This window comes from Leclercia sp. M-A074-M, from assembly GCF_965195605.1.
Taxonomy (GTDB): Bacteria; Pseudomonadota; Gammaproteobacteria; order Enterobacterales; family Enterobacteriaceae; genus Enterobacter.
Window position 1 is genome coordinate 512,288 of record NZ_CBDAHM010000002.1, and the last position, 18,413, is coordinate 530,700.

Below are 18,413 nucleotides of genomic sequence, written 5' to 3' on the forward strand. Positions count from 1 at the left end.
GGCGCAGTGCATATTTCTCCTGTCCGTCTGAAACGATAAGCCTGGAGGCAAATCATGGAGATGTTGTCTGGCGCCGAAATGGTCGTCCGATCGTTAATCGATCAGGGCGTGAAGCAAGTGTTCGGTTACCCGGGAGGCGCGGTCCTCGATATTTATGACGCACTACATACCGTTGGCGGTATCGATCACGTCCTGGTGCGTCATGAGCAAGCTGCCGTGCATATGGCTGATGGACTGGCACGCGCGACAGGTGAGGTGGGGGTCGTGCTGGTAACATCCGGTCCTGGCGCGACGAACGCCATTACGGGTATCGCCACCGCCTATATGGACTCCATTCCAATGGTGGTGCTCTCCGGTCAGGTTGCAACCTCGCTGATTGGCTATGATGCCTTTCAGGAGTGTGACATGGTCGGCATCTCCCGTCCGGTAGTGAAACACAGTTTCCTGGTCAAGCAGACGGAAGATATTCCGGGCGTGCTCAAAAAGGCCTTCTGGCTGGCGGCCAGCGGGCGTCCCGGGCCGGTGGTAGTTGACCTTCCGAAAGATATTCTCAACCCGGCCAATAAATTGCCTTATGTCTGGCCGGAGTCGGTCAGCATGCGTTCGTATAACCCCACGACCCAGGGACATAAGGGACAGATTAAGCGCGCCCTGCAAACCCTGATGGCGGCTAAAAAGCCGGTGGTCTATGTTGGCGGCGGGGCGGTGAACGCCCAGTGTGAAGCACAGCTGCGCGCGCTTATCGAAAAGCTGAACCTGCCGGTGGCCTCTTCATTAATGGGGCTCGGGGCGTTTCCAGCCACCCATCGACAGGCGCTTGGCATGCTCGGTATGCACGGCACATATGAAGCCAATATGACGATGCATAACTCCGATGTCATTTTTGCCGTTGGGGTGCGCTTTGACGATCGCACCACCAATAACCTGGCGAAATATTGCCCTGATGCCACGGTGCTGCACATTGATATCGATCCCACCTCGATTTCCAAAACCGTGCCGGCGGATGTGCCCATTGTGGGCGATGCGCGTCATGTGCTGGATCAGATGCTGGAGCTGCTGGCGCAGGAAAATTATGCTCAGCCGCTGGATGAGATTCGTGACTGGTGGCTGCAGATTGAGCAGTGGCGTGCGCGTCAGTGCCTGAAATACGATACCCAAAGTGAGAACATTAAGCCGCAGGCGGTGATCGAAACGCTCTGGCAGCTGACCAAAGGCGACGCTTATGTGACCTCGGATGTCGGCCAGCACCAGATGTTTGCCGCCCTCTATTACCCGTTTGATAAGCCACGTCGTTGGATCAACTCCGGTGGTCTGGGCACTATGGGCTTTGGCCTGCCTGCCGCGCTGGGCGTGAAGCTGGCATTACCGGAAGAGACAGTGGTTTGCGTGACCGGCGATGGCAGTATCCAGATGAATATTCAGGAACTCTCCACCGCGCTGCAGTACGAACTGCCGGTGCTGGTGCTCAATCTGAATAACGGCTATCTGGGGATGGTGAAGCAGTGGCAGGATATGATCTATTCCGGTCGCCATTCGCAATCCTATATGAATTCATTGCCGGATTTTGTGCGTCTGGCAGAGGCTTACGGCCACATTGGTATGCGTATCAGTCATCCGGCAGAGCTGGAAGCGAAGCTCAGTGAAGCCCTTGAGCACGTTAAAAATAACCGCCTGGTCTTTGTCGATGTGGTTGTGGATGGCACCGAGCATGTTTATCCGATGCATATTCGCGGCGGCGGTATGGATGAAATGTGGTTAAGCAAAACGGAGAGAACCTGATGCGCCGGATATTATCTGTATTACTGGAAAACGAGTCCGGTGCGCTGTCGCGCGTGATTGGGCTCTTTGCACAGCGTGGCTACAATATTGAAAGCCTGACGGTAGCGCCGACGGACGATCCCACGCTTTCCCGCATGACCATCCAGACGGTGGGCGATGCCAAGGTGCTGGAGCAGATCGAAAAGCAGCTGCATAAACTGGTGGATGTCTTGCGCGTCAGCGAGCTGGGGCAGGGAGCCTATGTTGAACGTGAGATTATGCTGGTGAAAATTCAGGCCACCGGTTATGGGCGTGAAGAGGTGAAACGCAATGCGGATATCTTCCGCGGGCAGATCATTGATGTCACCCCCTCTATCTACACCGTTCAACTTGCTGGCACCAGCGATAAGCTGGATGCTTTCCTCGCCTCGGTGCGGGATGTGGCAAAAATTGTCGAAGTGGCGCGTTCAGGCGTTGTGGGACTTTCCCGCGGTGACAAAGTGATGCGTTAAAGATAAAAAGTTCGCCTCTCTATTGCCCGGTGCGATTTACCGGGCTTTTTTTTGCGCACCGATGCCGGAGTCGCGACAAAAGCGGTTGCCGCACAGACTATTCTGCGTTTAGATGTTACAAGATTAAGTCATAACCCTGACAAGGTCATGGACTCTTTTATATTTTTTAAGGGGCAATTGTGAAACTGGATGAAATCGCCAGGCTCGCCGGCGTGTCACGAACTACGGCAAGCTATGTGATTAACGGTAAAGCGAAGCAGTATCGGGTCAGCGACAAGACCGTTGAGAAAGTCATGGCAGTGGTTCGTGAACATAACTACCATCCGAATGCTGTCGCCGCGGGCCTGCGTGCCGGACGCACCCGTTCGATCGGCCTGGTGATCCCGGATCTGGAAAACACCAGTTACACCCGGATCGCAAACTATCTTGAGCGCCAGGCGCGTCAGCGCGGCTATCAACTGTTGATCGCCTGCTCAGAAGATCAGCCCGATAACGAAATGCGTTGCATTGAACATCTGCTCCAGCGTCAGGTCGATGCCATTATCGTTTCAACCTCGTTACCCCCGGAGCATCCTTTCTATCAGCGCTGGGCCAATGATTCATTCCCGATTGTCGCCCTCGACCGTGCGTTAGATCGCGAGCATTTCACTAGCGTAGTCGGTGCCGATCAGGACGATGCTGAAATGCTGGCGGCGGAGCTGCGCACCTTCCCGGCGGAAAATGTCCTTTACCTGGGGGCGTTGCCGGAACTCTCCGTGAGCTTCCTGCGCGAGCAGGGTTTCCGCACCGCCTGGAAAGACGATCCCCGTAAAGTGGATTTCCTCTATGCCAATAGCTACGAGCGCGAAGCCTCGGCGCAGCTGTTTGAGAAGTGGCTGGAAACTCATCCGATGCCGCAGGCGCTGTTCACCACCTCTTTTGCCCTGTTGCAGGGAGTGATGGACGTGACGCTGCGCCGCGAAGGTAAGCTGCCTTCCAATCTGGCAATTGCGACCTTTGGCGATCACGAACTGCTCGATTTCCTGCAGTGTCCGGTGCTGGCAGTCGCCCAGCGTCATCGTGACGTGGCAGAGCGGGTGCTGGAGATTGTGCTGGCGAGTCTCGATGAGCCGCGTAAGCCTAAACCGGGGCTGACGCGCATCCGTCGTAACCTCTATCGTCGCGGCATATTGAGCCGGTCATAAGGGACGCAGGGCAGTGGAAACTGCCCTGAATTTATTGCATTTATCCACTCAGCAATTCCCCTACTCTTTTTAAGATAATTCTTTAAAAAGTATCGCCTGAGCGCCTTTTTATTTCACTTTGCTATTTAAAATTTCTTTTCATGTTTATTTAATTGTCATTAATGAGATTATTTGTATTATTTTGTTACACAACCGATCATCATTGCTGAATTATCAGCCATTTTTACCCCGCAAATTTGTCGCCATCCGCTTGCCAGCGTTCGACGCGGCGTCAGCGTTGAATCTGGCGCTGTTCACCCCTGACGATATGGCTTAAAATGCCGCCCGCGTCGCAAACTGACACTTTATATTTGGTTGCGGCGAGATGAGTGATTTTTAACGCTGGTCTGCATATTCGAGTTTTTTCTCACAAATATTCATCACGTTAATTTTGCCTCGCCAGTTGTACGGTTAATAGCCTGATTAACTTCCGTTCGTAAATCAGTAACATTTAGACTGATGTCGCGGAAGTCCTGGCTTGACAAGCTTTTCCATCGCTCCGTAAACTCCCTTAAGTGGGAATTTGTGGGTAAAAGTGGTGAGGAGGGGTGAGACTGGCATGTTCCGTGGAGCGACGTTAGTCAATCTCGACAGCAAAGGGCGTTTGTCGGTACCAACCCGATATCGCGACCAGCTGAACGAGAGCGCTTCTGGTCAAATGGTCTGCACCATTGACATCAACCACGCCTGCCTGCTGCTTTACCCCTTGCCTGAATGGGAAATCATTGAGCAAAAGCTGTCTCGACTGTCGAGCATGAACCCGCAGGAGCGTCGCGTACAGCGGCTGTTATTGGGTCATGCCAGTGAATGTCAGATGGATAGCGCGGGGCGTTTATTGATTGCGCCAGTGCTGCGGCAGCATGCGGGTCTGACAAAAGAAGTGATGCTGGTCGGACAGTTCAATAAGTTTGAACTGTGGGATGAAACGGCCTGGTATCAACGGGTCAAGGAAGATATCGACGCTGAGCAGTCTGATTCCGCGACATTGTCGGAACGATTGCAGGATTTGTCTCTATAAATATGATGGAAAATTATAAACATACGACGGTGCTACTGGATGAGGCCGTCAATGGCCTGAATATTCGTCCTGATGGCATCTATATTGATGGCACTTTTGGCCGGGGTGGCCACTCACGTTTAATCCTCTCCCAACTGGGCGCGGAAGGCCGTTTGCTGGCGATCGATCGCGATCCGCAGGCGATTGCGGTGGCAAAAACTATTGATGACCCACGCTTTTCTATCGTTCATGGTCCTTTCTCCGCGCTGGCTGATTACGTCAGCGAGCGCGATTTAACCGGCAAGATCGACGGCATTCTTCTCGATCTTGGCGTCTCCTCACCGCAGCTTGATGATGCTGAACGTGGCTTCTCCTTTATGCGCGACGGTCCGCTGGATATGCGTATGGATCCGACGCGCGGCCAGTCCGCCGCCGAGTGGCTGCAAACGGCTGATGAAGCGGATATCGCCTGGGTGATCAAAACCTTCGGCGAAGAGCGTTTTGGCAAGCGTATCGCGCGCGCCATCGTTGAGCGCAACCGCATTGAGCCGATGACCCGTACCAAAGAGCTGGCTGAAGTGATCGCGGCGGCAACGCCGGTGAAGGATAAGTACAAACATCCCGCCACCCGTACTTTCCAGGCAATTCGCATCTGGGTGAACAGCGAGCTCGAGGAGATCGAGCAGGCGCTGAAAAGTTCGCTTGGCGTACTCGCGCCGGGTGGTCGCCTGTCGATTATCAGCTTCCACTCGCTGGAAGATCGCATCGTGAAGCGTTTTATGCGCGAGCAAAGCCGTGGTCCGCAGGTGCCGGCCGGGTTACCGATGACGGAAGAGCAGCTCAAAAAGCTGGGGGGCCGTCAGCTGCGCGCATTGGGCAAGTTAATGCCGGGCGAGGCAGAAGTGGAAGAGAATCCCCGCGCCCGTAGTTCAGTGCTGCGCATTGCAGAAAGGACGAGTGCATGATCGGCAAAGTGGCAGGCACCTTAAGCAAGGTCAAAGAGACGTTAGGCAGCAACGAGCGTCATGCGTTGCCGGGCGTGATCTGGGACGATCTGTTGCGTTTCGGCAAGCTGCCACTGTGCCTGTTTATTTGCATCATTGTGTCGGCGGTCACCGTTGTGACCACCGCTCACCATACCCGTTTGTTAACGGCGCAGCGCGAACAGCTGGTGCTGGAGCGTGATGCGCTGGATATCGAGTGGCGAAATCTGATCCTCGAAGAAAATGCGCTCGGCGATCACAGCCGGGTGGAACGGATCGCAACGGAAAAGCTGCAGATGCAGCATGTTGATCCCTCTCAGGAAAATATCGTAGTACAAAAATAAGGAAAAACGCGACGCATGAAATCCGCGGCGAAGGCGCTAAAACCAAAACGTCAGGAAGAACAGGCCAGCTTTATCAGCTGGCGTTTTGCGTTGCTGTGCGGCTGCATTTTACTGGCGCTGGGTTTCCTGCTGGGACGCGTGGCGTGGCTGCAGATCATTGCCCCCGACATGCTGGTGCGCCAGGGCGATATGCGCTCTCTGCGCGTTCAGGAAGTCTCGACATCGCGTGGCCTGATTACCGACCGTTCTGGTCGTCCGCTGGCGGTCAGCGTACCGGTAAAAGCGATCTGGGCGGATCCTAAAGAGCTGCATGACGCTGGCGGGATCTCACTGGATAACCGCTGGAAGGCGCTATCGGATGCGCTGAAAATGCCGCTCGATCAGCTGGCCGCTCGCGTCAATGCTAACCCGAAAGGGCGCTTTATCTATCTGGCGCGTCAGGTAAACCCTGACATGGCCGACTACATCAAAAAGCTGAAGCTGCCCGGCATTCACCTGCGTGAAGAGTCGCGTCGCTACTACCCGTCCGGGGAAGTGACCGCCCACCTGATTGGCTTTACCAACGTCGACAGCCAGGGGATTGAAGGCGTTGAGAAGAGTTTCGATAAATGGCTGACCGGTCAACCGGGCGAGCGCGTGGTGCGTAAAGACCGTTATGGTCGCGTGATTGAAGATATCTCTTCAACCGACAGCCAGGCGGCGCACAATCTGGCGTTGAGTATTGACGAGCGTTTACAGGCGCTGGTCTACCGTGAGCTGAATAACGCCGTCGCCTTTAACAAAGCGGAATCCGGCAGCGCCGTGCTGGTGGATGTCAGCACCGGTGAAGTGCTGGCGATGGCCAACAGCCCGTCTTACAACCCGAACAATTTTACCGGCACGGCCAAAGACGCCATGCGTAACCGTGCCATCACCGACGTCTTCGAGCCGGGTTCCACGGTGAAACCGATGGTGGTGATGACCGCCCTGCAGCGCGGTATCGTCAATGAAAACACCGTGCTGAATACCGTGCCTTACCGCATCAACGGTCACGAGATCAAAGACGTGGCGCGTTACAGCGAATTGACCCTCACCGGGGTTTTACAGAAGTCGAGTAACGTTGGTGTTTCTAAGCTGGCGTTAGCGATGCCGTCCTCAGCGTTAGTAGAAACTTACTCACGTTTTGGGCTGGGAAAGGCGACCAATTTGGGGTTGGTCGGAGAACGCAGTGGCTTATATCCTCAAAAACAACGGTGGTCTGACATAGAGAGGGCCACCTTCTCTTTCGGCTACGGGCTAATGGTAACGCCGTTACAGTTGGCGCGTGTCTATGCAACGATTGGCAGCTATGGCGTCTATCGCCCGCTCTCAATTACCAAAGTTGATCCCCCGGTTCCCGGTGAGCGTATCTTCCCGGAATCGATCGTCCGTACCGTCGTTCACATGATGGAAAGCGTGGCGCTGCCCGGCGGCGGCGGCGTGAAGGCGGCGATCAAAGGCTATCGCATCGCCATCAAAACCGGTACGGCGAAAAAAGTCGGGCCAGATGGCCGCTACATCAATAAATACATTGCATATACCGCAGGCGTTGCGCCTGCGAGTAATCCGCGTTTTGCGCTGGTGGTCGTCATCAACGATCCACAGGCGGGTAAATACTACGGTGGCGCCGTTTCCGCGCCGGTCTTCGGTGCCATCATGGGCGGCGTACTGCGCACCATGAACATCGAGCCGGATGCGCTGGCAACGGGCGAGAAAAGTGAATTTGTAATTAATCAAGGCGAGGGAACAGGTGGCAGATCGTAATTTGCGCGACCTTCTTGCTCCGTGGGTAACAGGCTTACCTGCGAGAGAACTGCGAGAGATGGTACTCGACAGCCGTGTGGCTGCCTCGGGCGATCTTTTTGTGGCAGTCGTAGGTCATCAGGCGGACGGGCGTCGCTATATCCCGCAGGCGATAGCGCAAGGTGTTGCTGCCATTATTGCTGAGGCAAAAGATGAGGCCACTGACGGTGAAATCCGTGAAATTCACGGCGTGCCGGTCATCTATCTCAGCCAGCTGAATGAACGTCTCTCTGCGCTGGCGGGACGTTTTTATAACGAACCTTCTGACCGGTTGCGTCTGGTTGGCGTGACCGGCACTAACGGTAAAACCACCACCACGCAGCTGATGGCGCAGTGGGCGCAACTGCTGGGTGAAACCAGCGCGGTAATGGGTACCGTGGGCAATGGTCTGCTGGGCAAAGTGAACCCAACGGAAAATACCACCGGCTCTGCCGTTGACGTACAGCACGTGCTGGCCGGTCTGGCGGGGCAGGGTGCGACCTTTGCGGCGATGGAAGTCTCTTCTCACGGGCTGGTACAGCACCGTGTCGCGGCGCTGAAATTTGCCGCCTCTGTGTTCACTAACCTGAGCCGGGATCACCTCGACTACCATGGCGACATGGAGAACTACGAAGCGGCGAAATGGCAGCTCTATGCCACGCATCACTGCGGTCAGGCGATTATCAACGCCGATGACGAAGTGGGTCGCCGCTGGCTGGCTAAACTGCCGGATGCCGTTGCGGTCTCCATGGCCGATCGTATCAACCCGAACTGCCACGGCCGCTGGCTGAAGGCCACCGACGTGACCTATCACGATAGCGGCGCGACCATTCGCTTTGCCTCGAGCTGGGGCGAGGGCGAAATCGAAAGCCGTCTGATGGGGGCGTTCAACGTCAGCAATCTTCTGCTGGCCCTCGCGACCCTGCTGGCGCTCGGCTATCCACTGGCGGAACTGCTCCGTACCTCCGCGCGCCTGCAGCCGGTTTGTGGCCGCATGGAAGTCTTCACCGCCCCAGGCAAACCGACGGTGGTGGTGGATTATGCCCACACGCCGGATGCGCTGGAGAAAGCGCTGGAAGCCGCGCGCCTGCACTGCGCCGGTAAACTGTGGTGCGTCTTTGGCTGCGGCGGCGATCGTGATAAAGGCAAACGTCCGCTGATGGGTGCCATTGCTGAACAGTTCGCGGATATCGCGGTCGTGACCGATGACAACCCGCGCACCGAAGAGCCGCGCGCCATCATCAACGACATTCTGGCCGGTATGCTGGATGCGGGCCGTGCCCGTGTGGTGGAAGGCCGCGCAGAAGCGGTGACCAACGCCATCATGCAGGCTAACGAGAACGATGTGGTGCTGCTGGCCGGTAAAGGCCACGAAGATTATCAGATTGTCGGCACCAACCGTCTGGATTACTCCGACCGTGTAACCGCGGCGCGTCTGCTGGGAGTGGTGGCATGATCAGCGTAACGCTAAGCCAGCTTGCGACGATCCTGCGCGCAGACGTCAGCGGCGATGAGATGAGTTTCGATGCGGTGACCACCGACACGCGTAAAATCACTCCCGGCTGCCTGTTTGTGGCGCTTAAGGGTGAGCGTTTCGATGCCCACGATTTCGCCGAACAGGCGAAAGCCGCCGGGGCAGGTGCGCTGCTGGTAAGCCGTAAACTGGATATCGACCTGCCGCAGGCGGTGGTAAAAGATACCCGTCTGGCGTTTGGTGAACTGGCGGCATGGGTTCGCCAGCAGGTTCCGACGCGCGTTGTGGCGCTGACCGGCTCCTCTGGTAAAACGTCCGTTAAAGAGATGACGGCCGCCATCCTCACCCAGTGTGGCAATACCCTCTATACCGCAGGCAATCTGAACAACGATATTGGCGTACCGATGACGCTGCTGCGTCTGACCCGCGAGCATGAGTTTGCGGTAATCGAACTCGGTGCCAATCACCAGGGTGAAATCGCCTGGACCGTTAGCCTGACGCAACCGGAAGCGGCGCTGGTGAATAACCTGGCGGCGGCGCACCTCGAAGGCTTCGGCTCGCTCGAAGGCGTGGCAAAAGCGAAGGGCGAGATCTACACCGGCCTGCCGGCCAACGGTATCGCCATTATGAATGCCGATAATAACGACTGGCTGAACTGGCAAAGTGTTATCGGGGATCGCAAAACCTGGCGCTTTTCGCCTAATGCCGCGAACAGCGACTTCACCGCCAACAACATTCACGTGACCTCTCACGGCACCGAATTTACGTTGCAGACCCCAACGGGGAATGTGGAGGTGCTGCTGCCTCTGCCGGGTCGCCACAACATCGCCAATGCCCTGGCGGCGAGTGCACTGGCGATGGCCGTCGGCGCGCCGCTGTCTGCTATCAAAAGCGGGCTGGCAAACCTGAAAGCCGTTCCCGGACGCCTGTTCCCGATCCCGCTGGCGGAAAACAAACTGCTGCTGGACGACTCCTACAACGCCAACGTCGGCTCCATGACTGCCGCCGTACAGGTGCTGTCTGAGATGCCTGGCTATCGCGTGATGGTGGTTGGCGATATGGCCGAGCTGGGCGATGAAAGCGAAGCCTGCCACCAGCAAGTGGGTGAGGCGGCAAAAGCCTCCGGTATCGATCGCGTGTTAAGCGCGGGACATCTCAGCAATTTTATCAGCCAGGCCAGCGGCGTCGGTGAGCATTTTGCCGATAAAGCGGCGTTGATCGCTCGCCTTAAGGCACTGGTTGCAGAACAACAAATTGTGACAGTTTTAGTGAAAGGTTCACGCAGTGCCGCCATGGAAGAGGTCGTGCACGCTTTACAGGAGAACGGGACATGTTAGTTTGGCTGGCCGAGCATTTGGTCAAATATTATTCCGGCTTTAACGTCTTTTCCTATCTGACGTTTCGCGCCATCGTCAGCCTGCTGACTGCGCTGTTCATCTCATTGTGGATGGGTCCGCGCATGATTGCCCGTCTGCAAAAACTCTCTTTCGGCCAGGTCGTGCGTAACGACGGTCCGGAATCACACTTCAGTAAACGCGGTACGCCGACCATGGGCGGCATTATGATCCTCACCGCGATTGTGGTGTCGGTGCTGCTGTGGGCTTACCCGTCAAACCCGTACGTCTGGTGCGTGCTGGTGGTACTGGTGGGGTACGGGATTATCGGTTTTGTTGATGACTACCGCAAAGTGGTGCGTAAAGACACCAAAGGTCTGATCGCCCGCTGGAAATATTTCTGGATGTCGGTGATTGCACTGGGCGTGGCCTTCGCGCTCTATCTGGCAGGAAAAGACACCCCGGCCACCGAGCTGGTGGTGCCGTTCTTTAAAGATGTCATGCCGCAGCTGGGCCTGTTCTACATCCTCTTGTCCTACTTTGTGATTGTCGGTACCGGCAATGCCGTCAACCTGACCGACGGCCTGGATGGCCTGGCCATTATGCCAACCGTCTTTGTCGCAGCGGGCTTTGCTCTGGTGGCGTGGGCGAGCGGCAACATGAACTTCGCCAGCTATCTGCATATTCCTTATCTGCGTCACGCCGGTGAGCTGGTGATCGTCTGCACGGCGATTGTCGGCGCAGGTTTAGGCTTCCTGTGGTTCAACACCTACCCGGCGCAGGTCTTTATGGGGGACGTCGGTTCTCTGGCACTGGGCGGCGCGCTGGGCATTATCGCCGTGCTGCTGCGCCAGGAGTTCCTGCTGGTGATCATGGGCGGTGTGTTCGTGGTTGAAACCCTGTCGGTGATCCTGCAGGTAGGCTCCTTCAAGCTGCGCGGTCAGCGCATCTTCCGGATGGCACCTATCCATCACCACTATGAACTGAAAGGCTGGCCGGAACCGCGCGTCATCGTGCGCTTCTGGATTATTTCGCTGATGCTGGTGCTGATTGGCCTGGCAACGCTGAAGGTACGTTAATCATGGCAGATTACCAGGGTAAAAAAGTCGTTATCATCGGGTTAGGCTTAACCGGCCTCTCCTGCGTGGACTTTTTCCTCGCGCGGGGCGTGACGCCGCGTGTGATGGACACGCGTGTCTCTCCGCCTGGTCTGGATAAACTGCCGGAACAGGTTGAACGCCACCTTGGTGGTCTGAATGATGACTGGCTGCTGGCAGCCGATCTGATTGTGGCCAGCCCCGGTATGGCGCTGGCGCACCCTTCACTGAGCGCCGCGGCCGATGCGGGCGTTGAGATTGTCGGTGATATCGAGCTGTTCTGCCGTGAAGCGCAGGCGCCTGTTATCGCCATTACCGGCTCTAACGGAAAAAGCACCGTCACCACCCTGGTGGGTGAGATGGCGAAAGCGGCGGGCAAAAATGTCGGCGTTGGCGGCAACATTGGTTTGCCGGCGCTGATGCTGCTGGACAAAGGCTGTGAGCTGTACGTACTGGAACTCTCCAGCTTCCAGCTGGAGACCACCTCCAGCCTGCATGCAGCCGCGGCCACGATCCTGAACGTGACCGAAGATCATATGGACAGGTATCCGTTTGGTCTGCAGCAGTATCGCGCAGCCAAACTGCGTATTTACGAAAATGCGAAAGTCTGCGTCGTTAACGCCGATGATGCCCTGACCATGCCAGTACGCGGCGCTGATGACCGCTGCATCAGTTTTGGTATCACCATGGGTGATTATCATCTGAACCGGCAGTTGGGTGAAACCTGGCTGCGGGTGAAAGGTGAGAAAGTGCTGAACGTGAAGGAGATGAAGCTTTCCGGTCAGCATAACTACACCAATGCGCTGGCGGCGCTGGCGCTGGCGGATGCCGTCGGTCTTCCACGTTCCTCCAGCCTGCAGGCGTTAACCACCTTTACCGGACTGGCGCACCGTTTCCAGCTGGCGCTGGAGAATAACGGGGTACGCTGGATCAATGATTCCAAAGCCACCAACGTCGGCAGCACCGAAGCGGCGCTGAACGGCCTGCACGTCGACGGCACTCTGCATCTGCTGCTGGGTGGCGACGGTAAATCTGCCGATTTCACCTCCCTGAAGCAGTATCTCTCCGGCGATAACATCCGTCTCTACTGCTTTGGTCGTGACGGCAGGGAACTGGCTGAACTGCGTCCTGAGATTGCCGAGCAGACCGAAACCATGGAACAGGCAATGCGCCTGATTGCCCCTCGCGTGAAGCCGGGCGATATGGTGCTGCTCTCTCCGGCCTGCGCCAGCCTCGATCAGTTTAAGAATTTCGAACAGCGGGGCGATCTCTTTACCCGCCTGGCGAAGGAGTTAGGCTGATGCGTTTCTCTCTCCCTCGCCCAAAAATGCCGCGCCTGCCAGGATTTGGCATCCTGGTCTGGATCTCGTCGGCATTAAAAGGCTGGGTCATGGGCTCCCGGGATAAAGACTCCGATAGCCTGGTGATGTACGACCGCATGCTGCTCTGGCTTACGCTGGGGCTGGCGGCGATTGGTTTTATTATGGTGACCTCGGCATCGATGCCTGTTGGGCAACGACTGGCGAACGATCCTTTCCTGTTTGCCAAGCGTGACGGGCTCTACATCATCCTGGCGTTCTGTCTGGCGATGGTGACGTTACGCCTGCCGATGGCGTTCTGGCAGCGCCACAGTACCGCCATGCTCATCGCCTCGATCGTGATGCTGCTGATCGTGCTGGTGGTCGGGAGCTCGGTGAACGGGGCATCGCGCTGGATTGCTTTTGGCCCGCTGCGTATTCAGCCGGCGGAATTTACCAAGCTCTCGCTCTTCTGCTATCTCGCCAACTACCTGGTGCGTAAGGTGGATGAGGTGCGTAACAACCTGCGCGGCTTCTTAAAACCGATGGGCGTGATTCTGGTGCTGGCGGTACTGCTGCTGGCCCAGCCGGACCTCGGTACCGTGGTGGTACTGTTCGTCACCACGCTGGCGATGCTGTTCCTGGCGGGGGCGAAACTGTGGCAGTTCATCGCCATCATCGGGATGGGGATCTCCGCGGTCGTGCTGCTGATCCTCGCCGAGCCGTATCGTATCCGCCGCGTGACCTCTTTCTGGAACCCCTGGGAAGATCCGTTCGGCAGCGGTTATCAGCTGACACAGTCGCTGATGGCGTTTGGCCGCGGTGAAATGTGGGGCCAGGGGCTGGGGAACTCGGTCCAGAAACTGGAATATTTACCCGAAGCGCATACCGACTTCATCTTCTCCATTATTGGGGAAGAACTGGGTTATATCGGTGTGGTATTAGCGCTATTAATGGTATTCTTCGTCGCTTTCCGTGCGATGTCGATTGGCCGAAAAGCGCTGGTTATCGATCACCGTTTTTCAGGCTTTTTAGCCTGCTCAATCGGGATCTGGTTTAGCTTCCAGGCGCTGGTTAACGTAGGTGCCGCAGCAGGTATGCTGCCAACCAAAGGTCTGACGTTGCCATTAATCAGTTACGGTGGTTCGAGTCTGTTGATCATGTCGACCGCCATTATGTTCTTGTTACGCATAGATTATGAAACGCGTCTGGAAAATGCCCAGGCGTTTACACGAGGTTCACGATGAATCAACCGAAGCGGTTAATGGTGATGGCGGGCGGTACTGGCGGGCATGTGTTCCCCGGGCTCGCGGTTGCGCACCATTTAATGGATCAGGGCTGGCAGGTACGCTGGCTGGGAACCGCAGACCGCATGGAGGCCGATCTGGTGCCGAAGCACGGGATTGAGATCGACTTTATTCGTATTTCTGGCCTGCGCGGCAAGGGGATCAAAGCGTTGCTGCTGGCGCCGGTGCGTATTTTCAACGCCTGGCGTCAGGCGCGGGCGATCATGAAGCGTTTTAAGCCGGACGTGGTGCTGGGGATGGGCGGTTATGTCTCCGGCCCAGGCGGACTGGCGGCGTGGTCGCTCGGTATTCCGGTTGTGCTTCACGAGCAGAACGGTATCGCGGGCCTCACCAATAAATGGCTGGCGAAAATTGCCAGCAAAGTGATGCAGGCTTTTCCAGGGGCATTCCCGAAAGCCGACGTGGTAGGCAACCCGGTGCGTGTTGACGTGCTGGCCCTGCCGTTGCCGCAGGAGCGACTCGTTGGCCGTGAAGGGCCGGTGCGGGTGCTGGTCGTGGGCGGCTCACAGGGCGCGCGCGTGCTGAACCAGACCCTGCCGCAGGTGGCGGCGAAGCTCGGCAGCGCGGTGACCATCTGGCATCAAAGCGGAAAAGGCGCGCAGCAAACGGTAGAGCAAGCTTATGCCGAAGCCGGACAGCCGCAGCATAAAGTGACCGAATTTATCGACGACATGGCGGCGGCGTATGCCTGGGCCGATGTCGTGGTCTGCCGCTCCGGCGCGCTGACGGTGAGCGAGATCGCCGCCGCTGGCTTGCCGGCGCTGTTTGTGCCGTTCCAGCACAAAGACCGTCAGCAGTACTGGAATGCGCTGCCGCTTGAAAAAGCCGGTGCCGCGAAAATTTTTGAACAGCCGCAGTTTACCGCCGACGCGGTCGCCACCACCCTGGCGGGCTGGGACCGGGAGACATTGCTGGCGATGGCGCAGCACGCACGTGCCGCCGCGATCCCGGATGCAACGGAGCGGGTGGCGAAAGAAGTGAGCCTGGCAGCCCAGGCGTAACCCTCGCAGCGCGTGTTGCGCTGCACGATTTTTTTGAAGTAGTCGATGGCGTTTAGAGAATGAATACACAACAACTGGCGAAACTGCGTTCAATCGTGCCCGAGATGCGTCGCGTCCGGCACATTCACTTTGTTGGCATCGGCGGCGCCGGTATGGGCGGTATTGCCGAGGTGCTGGCGAATGAAGGCTACCAGATCAGCGGGTCCGATCTGGCGCCGAACCCTGTTACGCAACAGTTGGCGTCGCTGGGTGCGACCATCTATTTTAATCACCGTCCGGAAAATGTGCTGGATGCGAGCGTGGTCGTGGTCTCCAGCGCCATTCCCGCCGATAACCCGGAAATCGTTGCCGCACATGAAGCGCGTATCCCGGTGATCCGCCGCGCGGAGATGCTGGCCGAGCTGATGCGTTTTCGTCACGGTATTGCCATTGCCGGTACGCACGGTAAAACCACCACCACGGCGATGGTCTCCAGTATTTATGCCGAAGCGGGTCTCGATCCGACCTTCGTGAACGGCGGCCTGGTCAAAGCGGCGGGCGTGCATGCTCGCCTGGGGCACAGCCGTTATCTCATCGCGGAAGCGGATGAGAGTGACGCCTCGTTCCTGCATTTGCAGCCGATGGTGGCGATTGTGACCAACATCGAAGCCGACCATATGGATACCTACCAGGGCGACTTCGAAAATTTAAAGCAAACCTTTATAAACTTTTTGCACAACCTGCCGTTTTATGGACGTGCGGTCATGTGCGTTGACGATCCGGTGATCCGCGAGCTGCTGCCGCGTGTCGGACGTCAGATCACCACATACGGTTTCAGCGAAGATGCTGATGTCCGCATAGAGAGCTTCAAACAGATTGGTGCGCAGGGTCATTTCACCCTGGCACGTCAGGATAAAGAGCTGCTGCATGTGACGCTTAACGCGCCAGGACGTCATAACGCCCTTAACGCTGCGGCAGCCGTTGCGGTCGCCACAGAGGAAGGCATTGACGACGAGGCGATTCTGCGGGCCCTGGAAAGCTTCCAGGGAACCGGGCGCCGTTTTGATTTCCTCGGCGAGTTTCCGCTGGAGGGGGTTAACGGCAAAAGCGGCACCGCGATGCTGGTGGATGACTACGGACACCACCCGACAGAAGTGGATGCCACGATCAAAGCGGCGCGCGCGGGCTGGCCGGACAAAAATCTGGTTATGCTGTTCCAGCCACACCGTTACACCCGTACCCGTGACCTGTACGATGATTTCGCGAATGTGCTCTCGCAGGTTGATACGTTGCTGATGCTCGAAGTGTACTCAGCGGGTGAGGCGGCCATTCCGGGTGCCGACAGCCGTTCGCTGTGCCGTACCATTCGTGGGCGCGGCAAGGTCGACCCGATTCTGGTCTCCGATCATGCACAGGCGGCAGCCATGCTTGCCCCAGTGTTGACCGGCAATGATTTGATTCTGGTGCAGGGGGCAGGAAATATCGGCAAAATCGCCCGTACACTGGCCGAAATCAAACTTAAGCCGCAAATTTCGGAGGAAGAGCATCATGGCTGATAAGATTGCGGTCCTCGCTGGCGGCACCTCGGCTGAGCGCGAGGTCTCCCTGAACTCTGGCGCCGCGGTGTTGGCCGGGTTGCGGGAAGGCGACGTTGATGCGCACCTGGTCGATCCGAAAGAGATCGACGTGACGCGCCTGAAAGAGATGGGTTTTGACAAAGTGTTTATCGCGCTGCACGGTCGCGGCGGTGAAGACGGCACGTTGCAGGGCTTGCTGGATATCATTGGCCTGCCTTATACCGGCAGCGGCGTGATGGCGTCGGCCATCTCTATGGACAAACTGCGCAGCAAGCTGCTCTGGCAGGGCGCCGGGTTACCGGTTGCGCCTTGGGTGGCACTGACACGCCGTGAATTTGAGCAGGGCCTTGACGCCAGCGTCACTGAACGTATTGCAGCGCTGGGATTACCAGTGATTGTGAAACCCAGCCGTGAAGGCTCAAGCGTAGGAATGTCTAAAGTAGACGAAGCAGGCGATATATCATCTGCATTAGCGCTGGCATTTCAACATGATGAAGAAGTTCTGGTTGAAAAATGGCTAAGCGGACCGGAATTTACCGTTGCGATGCTCGGGGAAGAAATTTTACCGTCAATTCGTATCCAACCTGCCGGAACCTTCTATGATTATGAGGCGAAGTATCTCTCTGATGAGACGCAATATTTCTGCCCAAGTGGTCTGGATGCCGGGCGTGAAGCATTATTAAGCGCTCTGGTGCTAAAAGCCTGGCATGTTCTTGGCTGCCGTGGTTGGGGAAGAATCGACGTCATGCAGGATAGCGACGGGCAATTTTATCTGCTGGAAGCCAATACCTCACCGGGTATGACCAGCCACAGTCTGGTGCCGATGGCGGCTCGCCAGGCGGGAATGAGCTTCTCGCAGCTGGTGGTCCGCATTCTGGATCAGGCGGGCTGATATGTCTCAGGCTGCGCTGAACACGCGAAACCGCGACGAGGAAGAAGAATATACTTCCCGGCGGAGTAATGGAACGCGTCTTGCAGGGATTACCTTCCTGCTCGCCGTGCTGTGTACTGTGTTTGTTAGCGGCTGGATGGTGCTCGGCTGGATGGAAGATGCACAACGTCTGCCTCTGTCGAAACTGGTGGTAACGGGTGACCGTCACTACACGCGTAATGATGATATCCGTCAGTCGATCCTGGCATTGGGATCGCCTGGCACCTTCATGACGCAGGATGTGAACATTATTCAGAGTCAGATTGAGCGCCTGCCGTGGATTAAACAGGCAAGCGTCAGAAAGCAATGGCCTGATGAATTGAAGATTCATCTGGTTGAATATGTACCCATTGCGCGTTGGAATGATCAGCATATGGTTGACGTAGAGGGAGTTTCTTTCAGCGTCCCGGCCGATCGTGTCAGCAAGCAAAATTTACCTATGTTATATGGGCCGGAAGGCAGCGAAAACGAAGTGCTGGAAGGTTTTCGTAGCATGGGGAAGGTGCTGGCTAAGGATCGTTTTACCCTGAAACAGGCTGCAATGACGGCGCGTCGTTCCTGGCAGTTGACGCTGACGAACGATATTAAGCTGAACCTGGGGCGGGGTGACACGATGAAGCGTCTGGAACGTTTTGTAGAACTCTATCCCGTTCTGCAGCAGCAGGCGCAGGCTGAAGGCAAAAGGATTAGCTACGTTGATTTGCGCTATGACTCAGGCGCATCGGTCGGGTGGACCCCGGCCCCGGTTGAGGAACCTAATCAGCAACAGAATCAGGCTCAGGTACAGGCAGAATAACA

Annotated in this window: 16 protein-coding genes; all 16 read left to right on the forward strand. The window is 56.8% G+C overall.

All coding sequences use genetic code 11. The annotated features are described in order from the left end of the window. Positions 1-54 precede the first annotated feature (54 nt). The 16 genes from ilvI (at position 55) to ftsQ (ending at position 18,411) form a co-directional block, all read left to right on the forward strand. The gene (gene ilvI / locus ACOKCT_RS06095; protein WP_103178260.1) at positions 55-1,779 is read left to right on the forward strand and encodes an acetolactate synthase 3 large subunit; all 1,725 of its coding nucleotides are present in this window, start codon (positions 55-57) and stop codon (positions 1,777-1,779) included. Continuing rightward, positions 1,779-2,270: an acetolactate synthase small subunit gene (gene ilvN, locus ACOKCT_RS06100; RefSeq protein WP_032616525.1), complete on the forward strand. Its 492-nt coding sequence runs from the start codon at positions 1,779-1,781 to the stop codon at positions 2,268-2,270. Before ilvI ends, ilvN begins: the two co-directional genes overlap by 1 nt. A 179-nt stretch (positions 2,271-2,449) precedes the next feature. Further along, on the forward strand, positions 2,450-3,454 hold the full coding sequence (gene cra / locus ACOKCT_RS06105; protein ID WP_103178261.1) for a catabolite repressor/activator: 1,005 nt from the start codon (positions 2,450-2,452) through the stop codon (positions 3,452-3,454). A 598-nt stretch (positions 3,455-4,052) separates the two neighbouring features. Then, complete coding sequence (gene mraZ, locus ACOKCT_RS06110; RefSeq protein ID WP_103178262.1) at positions 4,053-4,511, forward strand: division/cell wall cluster transcriptional repressor MraZ; 459 nt, start codon at positions 4,053-4,055, stop codon at positions 4,509-4,511. Between the two features lie 2 nt (positions 4,512-4,513). After that, complete coding sequence (rsmH, locus tag ACOKCT_RS06115; protein ID WP_103178263.1) at positions 4,514-5,455, forward strand: 16S rRNA (cytosine(1402)-N(4))-methyltransferase RsmH; 942 nt, start codon at positions 4,514-4,516, stop codon at positions 5,453-5,455. Further along, the gene (gene ftsL / locus ACOKCT_RS06120) at positions 5,452-5,817 is read left to right on the forward strand and encodes a cell division protein FtsL (RefSeq protein ID WP_103178264.1); all 366 of its coding nucleotides are present in this window, start codon (positions 5,452-5,454) and stop codon (positions 5,815-5,817) included. Before rsmH ends, ftsL begins: the two co-directional genes overlap by 4 nt. Positions 5,818-5,832: 15 nt before the next feature. Then, positions 5,833-7,599 carry a peptidoglycan glycosyltransferase FtsI gene (locus ACOKCT_RS06125; RefSeq protein WP_114315899.1) on the forward strand — a complete coding sequence of 589 codons (1,767 nt, stop codon included), beginning with the start codon at positions 5,833-5,835 and terminating at the stop codon, positions 7,597-7,599. Next, entirely contained in the window at positions 7,586-9,073 is a 1,488-nt protein-coding gene (murE, locus tag ACOKCT_RS06130; RefSeq protein WP_103178266.1) for a UDP-N-acetylmuramoyl-L-alanyl-D-glutamate--2,6-diaminopimelate ligase, read from the forward strand. Before ACOKCT_RS06125 ends, murE begins: the two co-directional genes overlap by 14 nt. Beyond that, positions 9,070-10,428 (forward strand): UDP-N-acetylmuramoyl-tripeptide--D-alanyl-D-alanine ligase, encoded by a 1,359-nt coding sequence (murF, locus tag ACOKCT_RS06135; protein ID WP_156653914.1) that lies wholly within the window; start codon positions 9,070-9,072, stop codon positions 10,426-10,428. Before murE ends, murF begins: the two co-directional genes overlap by 4 nt. After that, entirely contained in the window at positions 10,422-11,504 is a 1,083-nt protein-coding gene (gene mraY / locus ACOKCT_RS06140; RefSeq protein WP_103178268.1) for a phospho-N-acetylmuramoyl-pentapeptide-transferase, read from the forward strand. The genes murF and mraY overlap by 7 nt, the downstream gene beginning before the upstream one ends. Before the next feature lie 2 nt (positions 11,505-11,506). Continuing rightward, complete coding sequence (gene murD / locus ACOKCT_RS06145; protein WP_103178269.1) at positions 11,507-12,823, forward strand: UDP-N-acetylmuramoyl-L-alanine--D-glutamate ligase; 1,317 nt, start codon at positions 11,507-11,509, stop codon at positions 12,821-12,823. After that, positions 12,823-14,067: a cell division protein FtsW gene (gene ftsW, locus ACOKCT_RS06150; protein WP_039030375.1), complete on the forward strand. Its 1,245-nt coding sequence runs from the start codon at positions 12,823-12,825 to the stop codon at positions 14,065-14,067. The genes murD and ftsW overlap by 1 nt, the downstream gene beginning before the upstream one ends. Then, positions 14,064-15,128, forward strand: coding sequence for an undecaprenyldiphospho-muramoylpentapeptide beta-N-acetylglucosaminyltransferase (gene murG, locus ACOKCT_RS06155; RefSeq protein WP_103823248.1), 1,065 nt, complete (start codon positions 14,064-14,066; stop codon positions 15,126-15,128). Before ftsW ends, murG begins: the two co-directional genes overlap by 4 nt. Before the next feature lie 59 nt (positions 15,129-15,187). Then, positions 15,188-16,663 (forward strand): UDP-N-acetylmuramate--L-alanine ligase, encoded by a 1,476-nt coding sequence (murC, locus tag ACOKCT_RS06160; protein ID WP_103178271.1) that lies wholly within the window; start codon positions 15,188-15,190, stop codon positions 16,661-16,663. Continuing rightward, positions 16,656-17,576, forward strand: a complete 921-nt coding sequence (locus ACOKCT_RS06165; protein WP_103178272.1) for a D-alanine--D-alanine ligase — start codon at positions 16,656-16,658, stop codon at positions 17,574-17,576. The genes murC and ACOKCT_RS06165 overlap by 8 nt, the downstream gene beginning before the upstream one ends. Before the next feature lies 1 nt (position 17,577). Next, on the forward strand, positions 17,578-18,411 hold the full coding sequence (gene ftsQ, locus ACOKCT_RS06170; protein WP_103178273.1) for a cell division protein FtsQ: 834 nt from the start codon (positions 17,578-17,580) through the stop codon (positions 18,409-18,411). Positions 18,412-18,413: the final 2 nt, after the last annotated feature.

What these genes read in the sequence shown, in the direction of transcription:
- ilvI (WP_103178260.1), top strand. Translation starts at nt 55, where the DNA reads ATGGAGATGTTGTCTGGCGCCGAAATGGTCGTCCGATCGTTAATCGAT.
- ilvN (WP_032616525.1), top strand. Translation starts at nt 1,779, where the DNA reads ATGCGCCGGATATTATCTGTATTACTGGAAAACGAGTCCGGTGCGCTG.
- mraZ (WP_103178262.1), top strand. Translation starts at nt 4,053, where the DNA reads ATGTTCCGTGGAGCGACGTTAGTCAATCTCGACAGCAAAGGGCGTTTG.
- rsmH (WP_103178263.1), top strand. Translation starts at nt 4,514, where the DNA reads ATGATGGAAAATTATAAACATACGACGGTGCTACTGGATGAGGCCGTC.
- ftsL (WP_103178264.1), top strand. Translation starts at nt 5,452, where the DNA reads ATGATCGGCAAAGTGGCAGGCACCTTAAGCAAGGTCAAAGAGACGTTA.
- ACOKCT_RS06125 (WP_114315899.1), top strand. Translation starts at nt 5,833, where the DNA reads ATGAAATCCGCGGCGAAGGCGCTAAAACCAAAACGTCAGGAAGAACAG.
- murF (WP_156653914.1), top strand. Translation starts at nt 9,070, where the DNA reads ATGATCAGCGTAACGCTAAGCCAGCTTGCGACGATCCTGCGCGCAGAC.
- mraY (WP_103178268.1), top strand. Translation starts at nt 10,422, where the DNA reads ATGTTAGTTTGGCTGGCCGAGCATTTGGTCAAATATTATTCCGGCTTT.
- murD (WP_103178269.1), top strand. Translation starts at nt 11,507, where the DNA reads ATGGCAGATTACCAGGGTAAAAAAGTCGTTATCATCGGGTTAGGCTTA.
- ftsW (WP_039030375.1), top strand. Translation starts at nt 12,823, where the DNA reads ATGCGTTTCTCTCTCCCTCGCCCAAAAATGCCGCGCCTGCCAGGATTT.
- murG (WP_103823248.1), top strand. Translation starts at nt 14,064, where the DNA reads ATGAATCAACCGAAGCGGTTAATGGTGATGGCGGGCGGTACTGGCGGG.
- murC (WP_103178271.1), top strand. Translation starts at nt 15,188, where the DNA reads ATGAATACACAACAACTGGCGAAACTGCGTTCAATCGTGCCCGAGATG.
- ACOKCT_RS06165 (WP_103178272.1), top strand. Translation starts at nt 16,656, where the DNA reads ATGGCTGATAAGATTGCGGTCCTCGCTGGCGGCACCTCGGCTGAGCGC.
- ftsQ (WP_103178273.1), top strand. Translation starts at nt 17,578, where the DNA reads ATGTCTCAGGCTGCGCTGAACACGCGAAACCGCGACGAGGAAGAAGAA.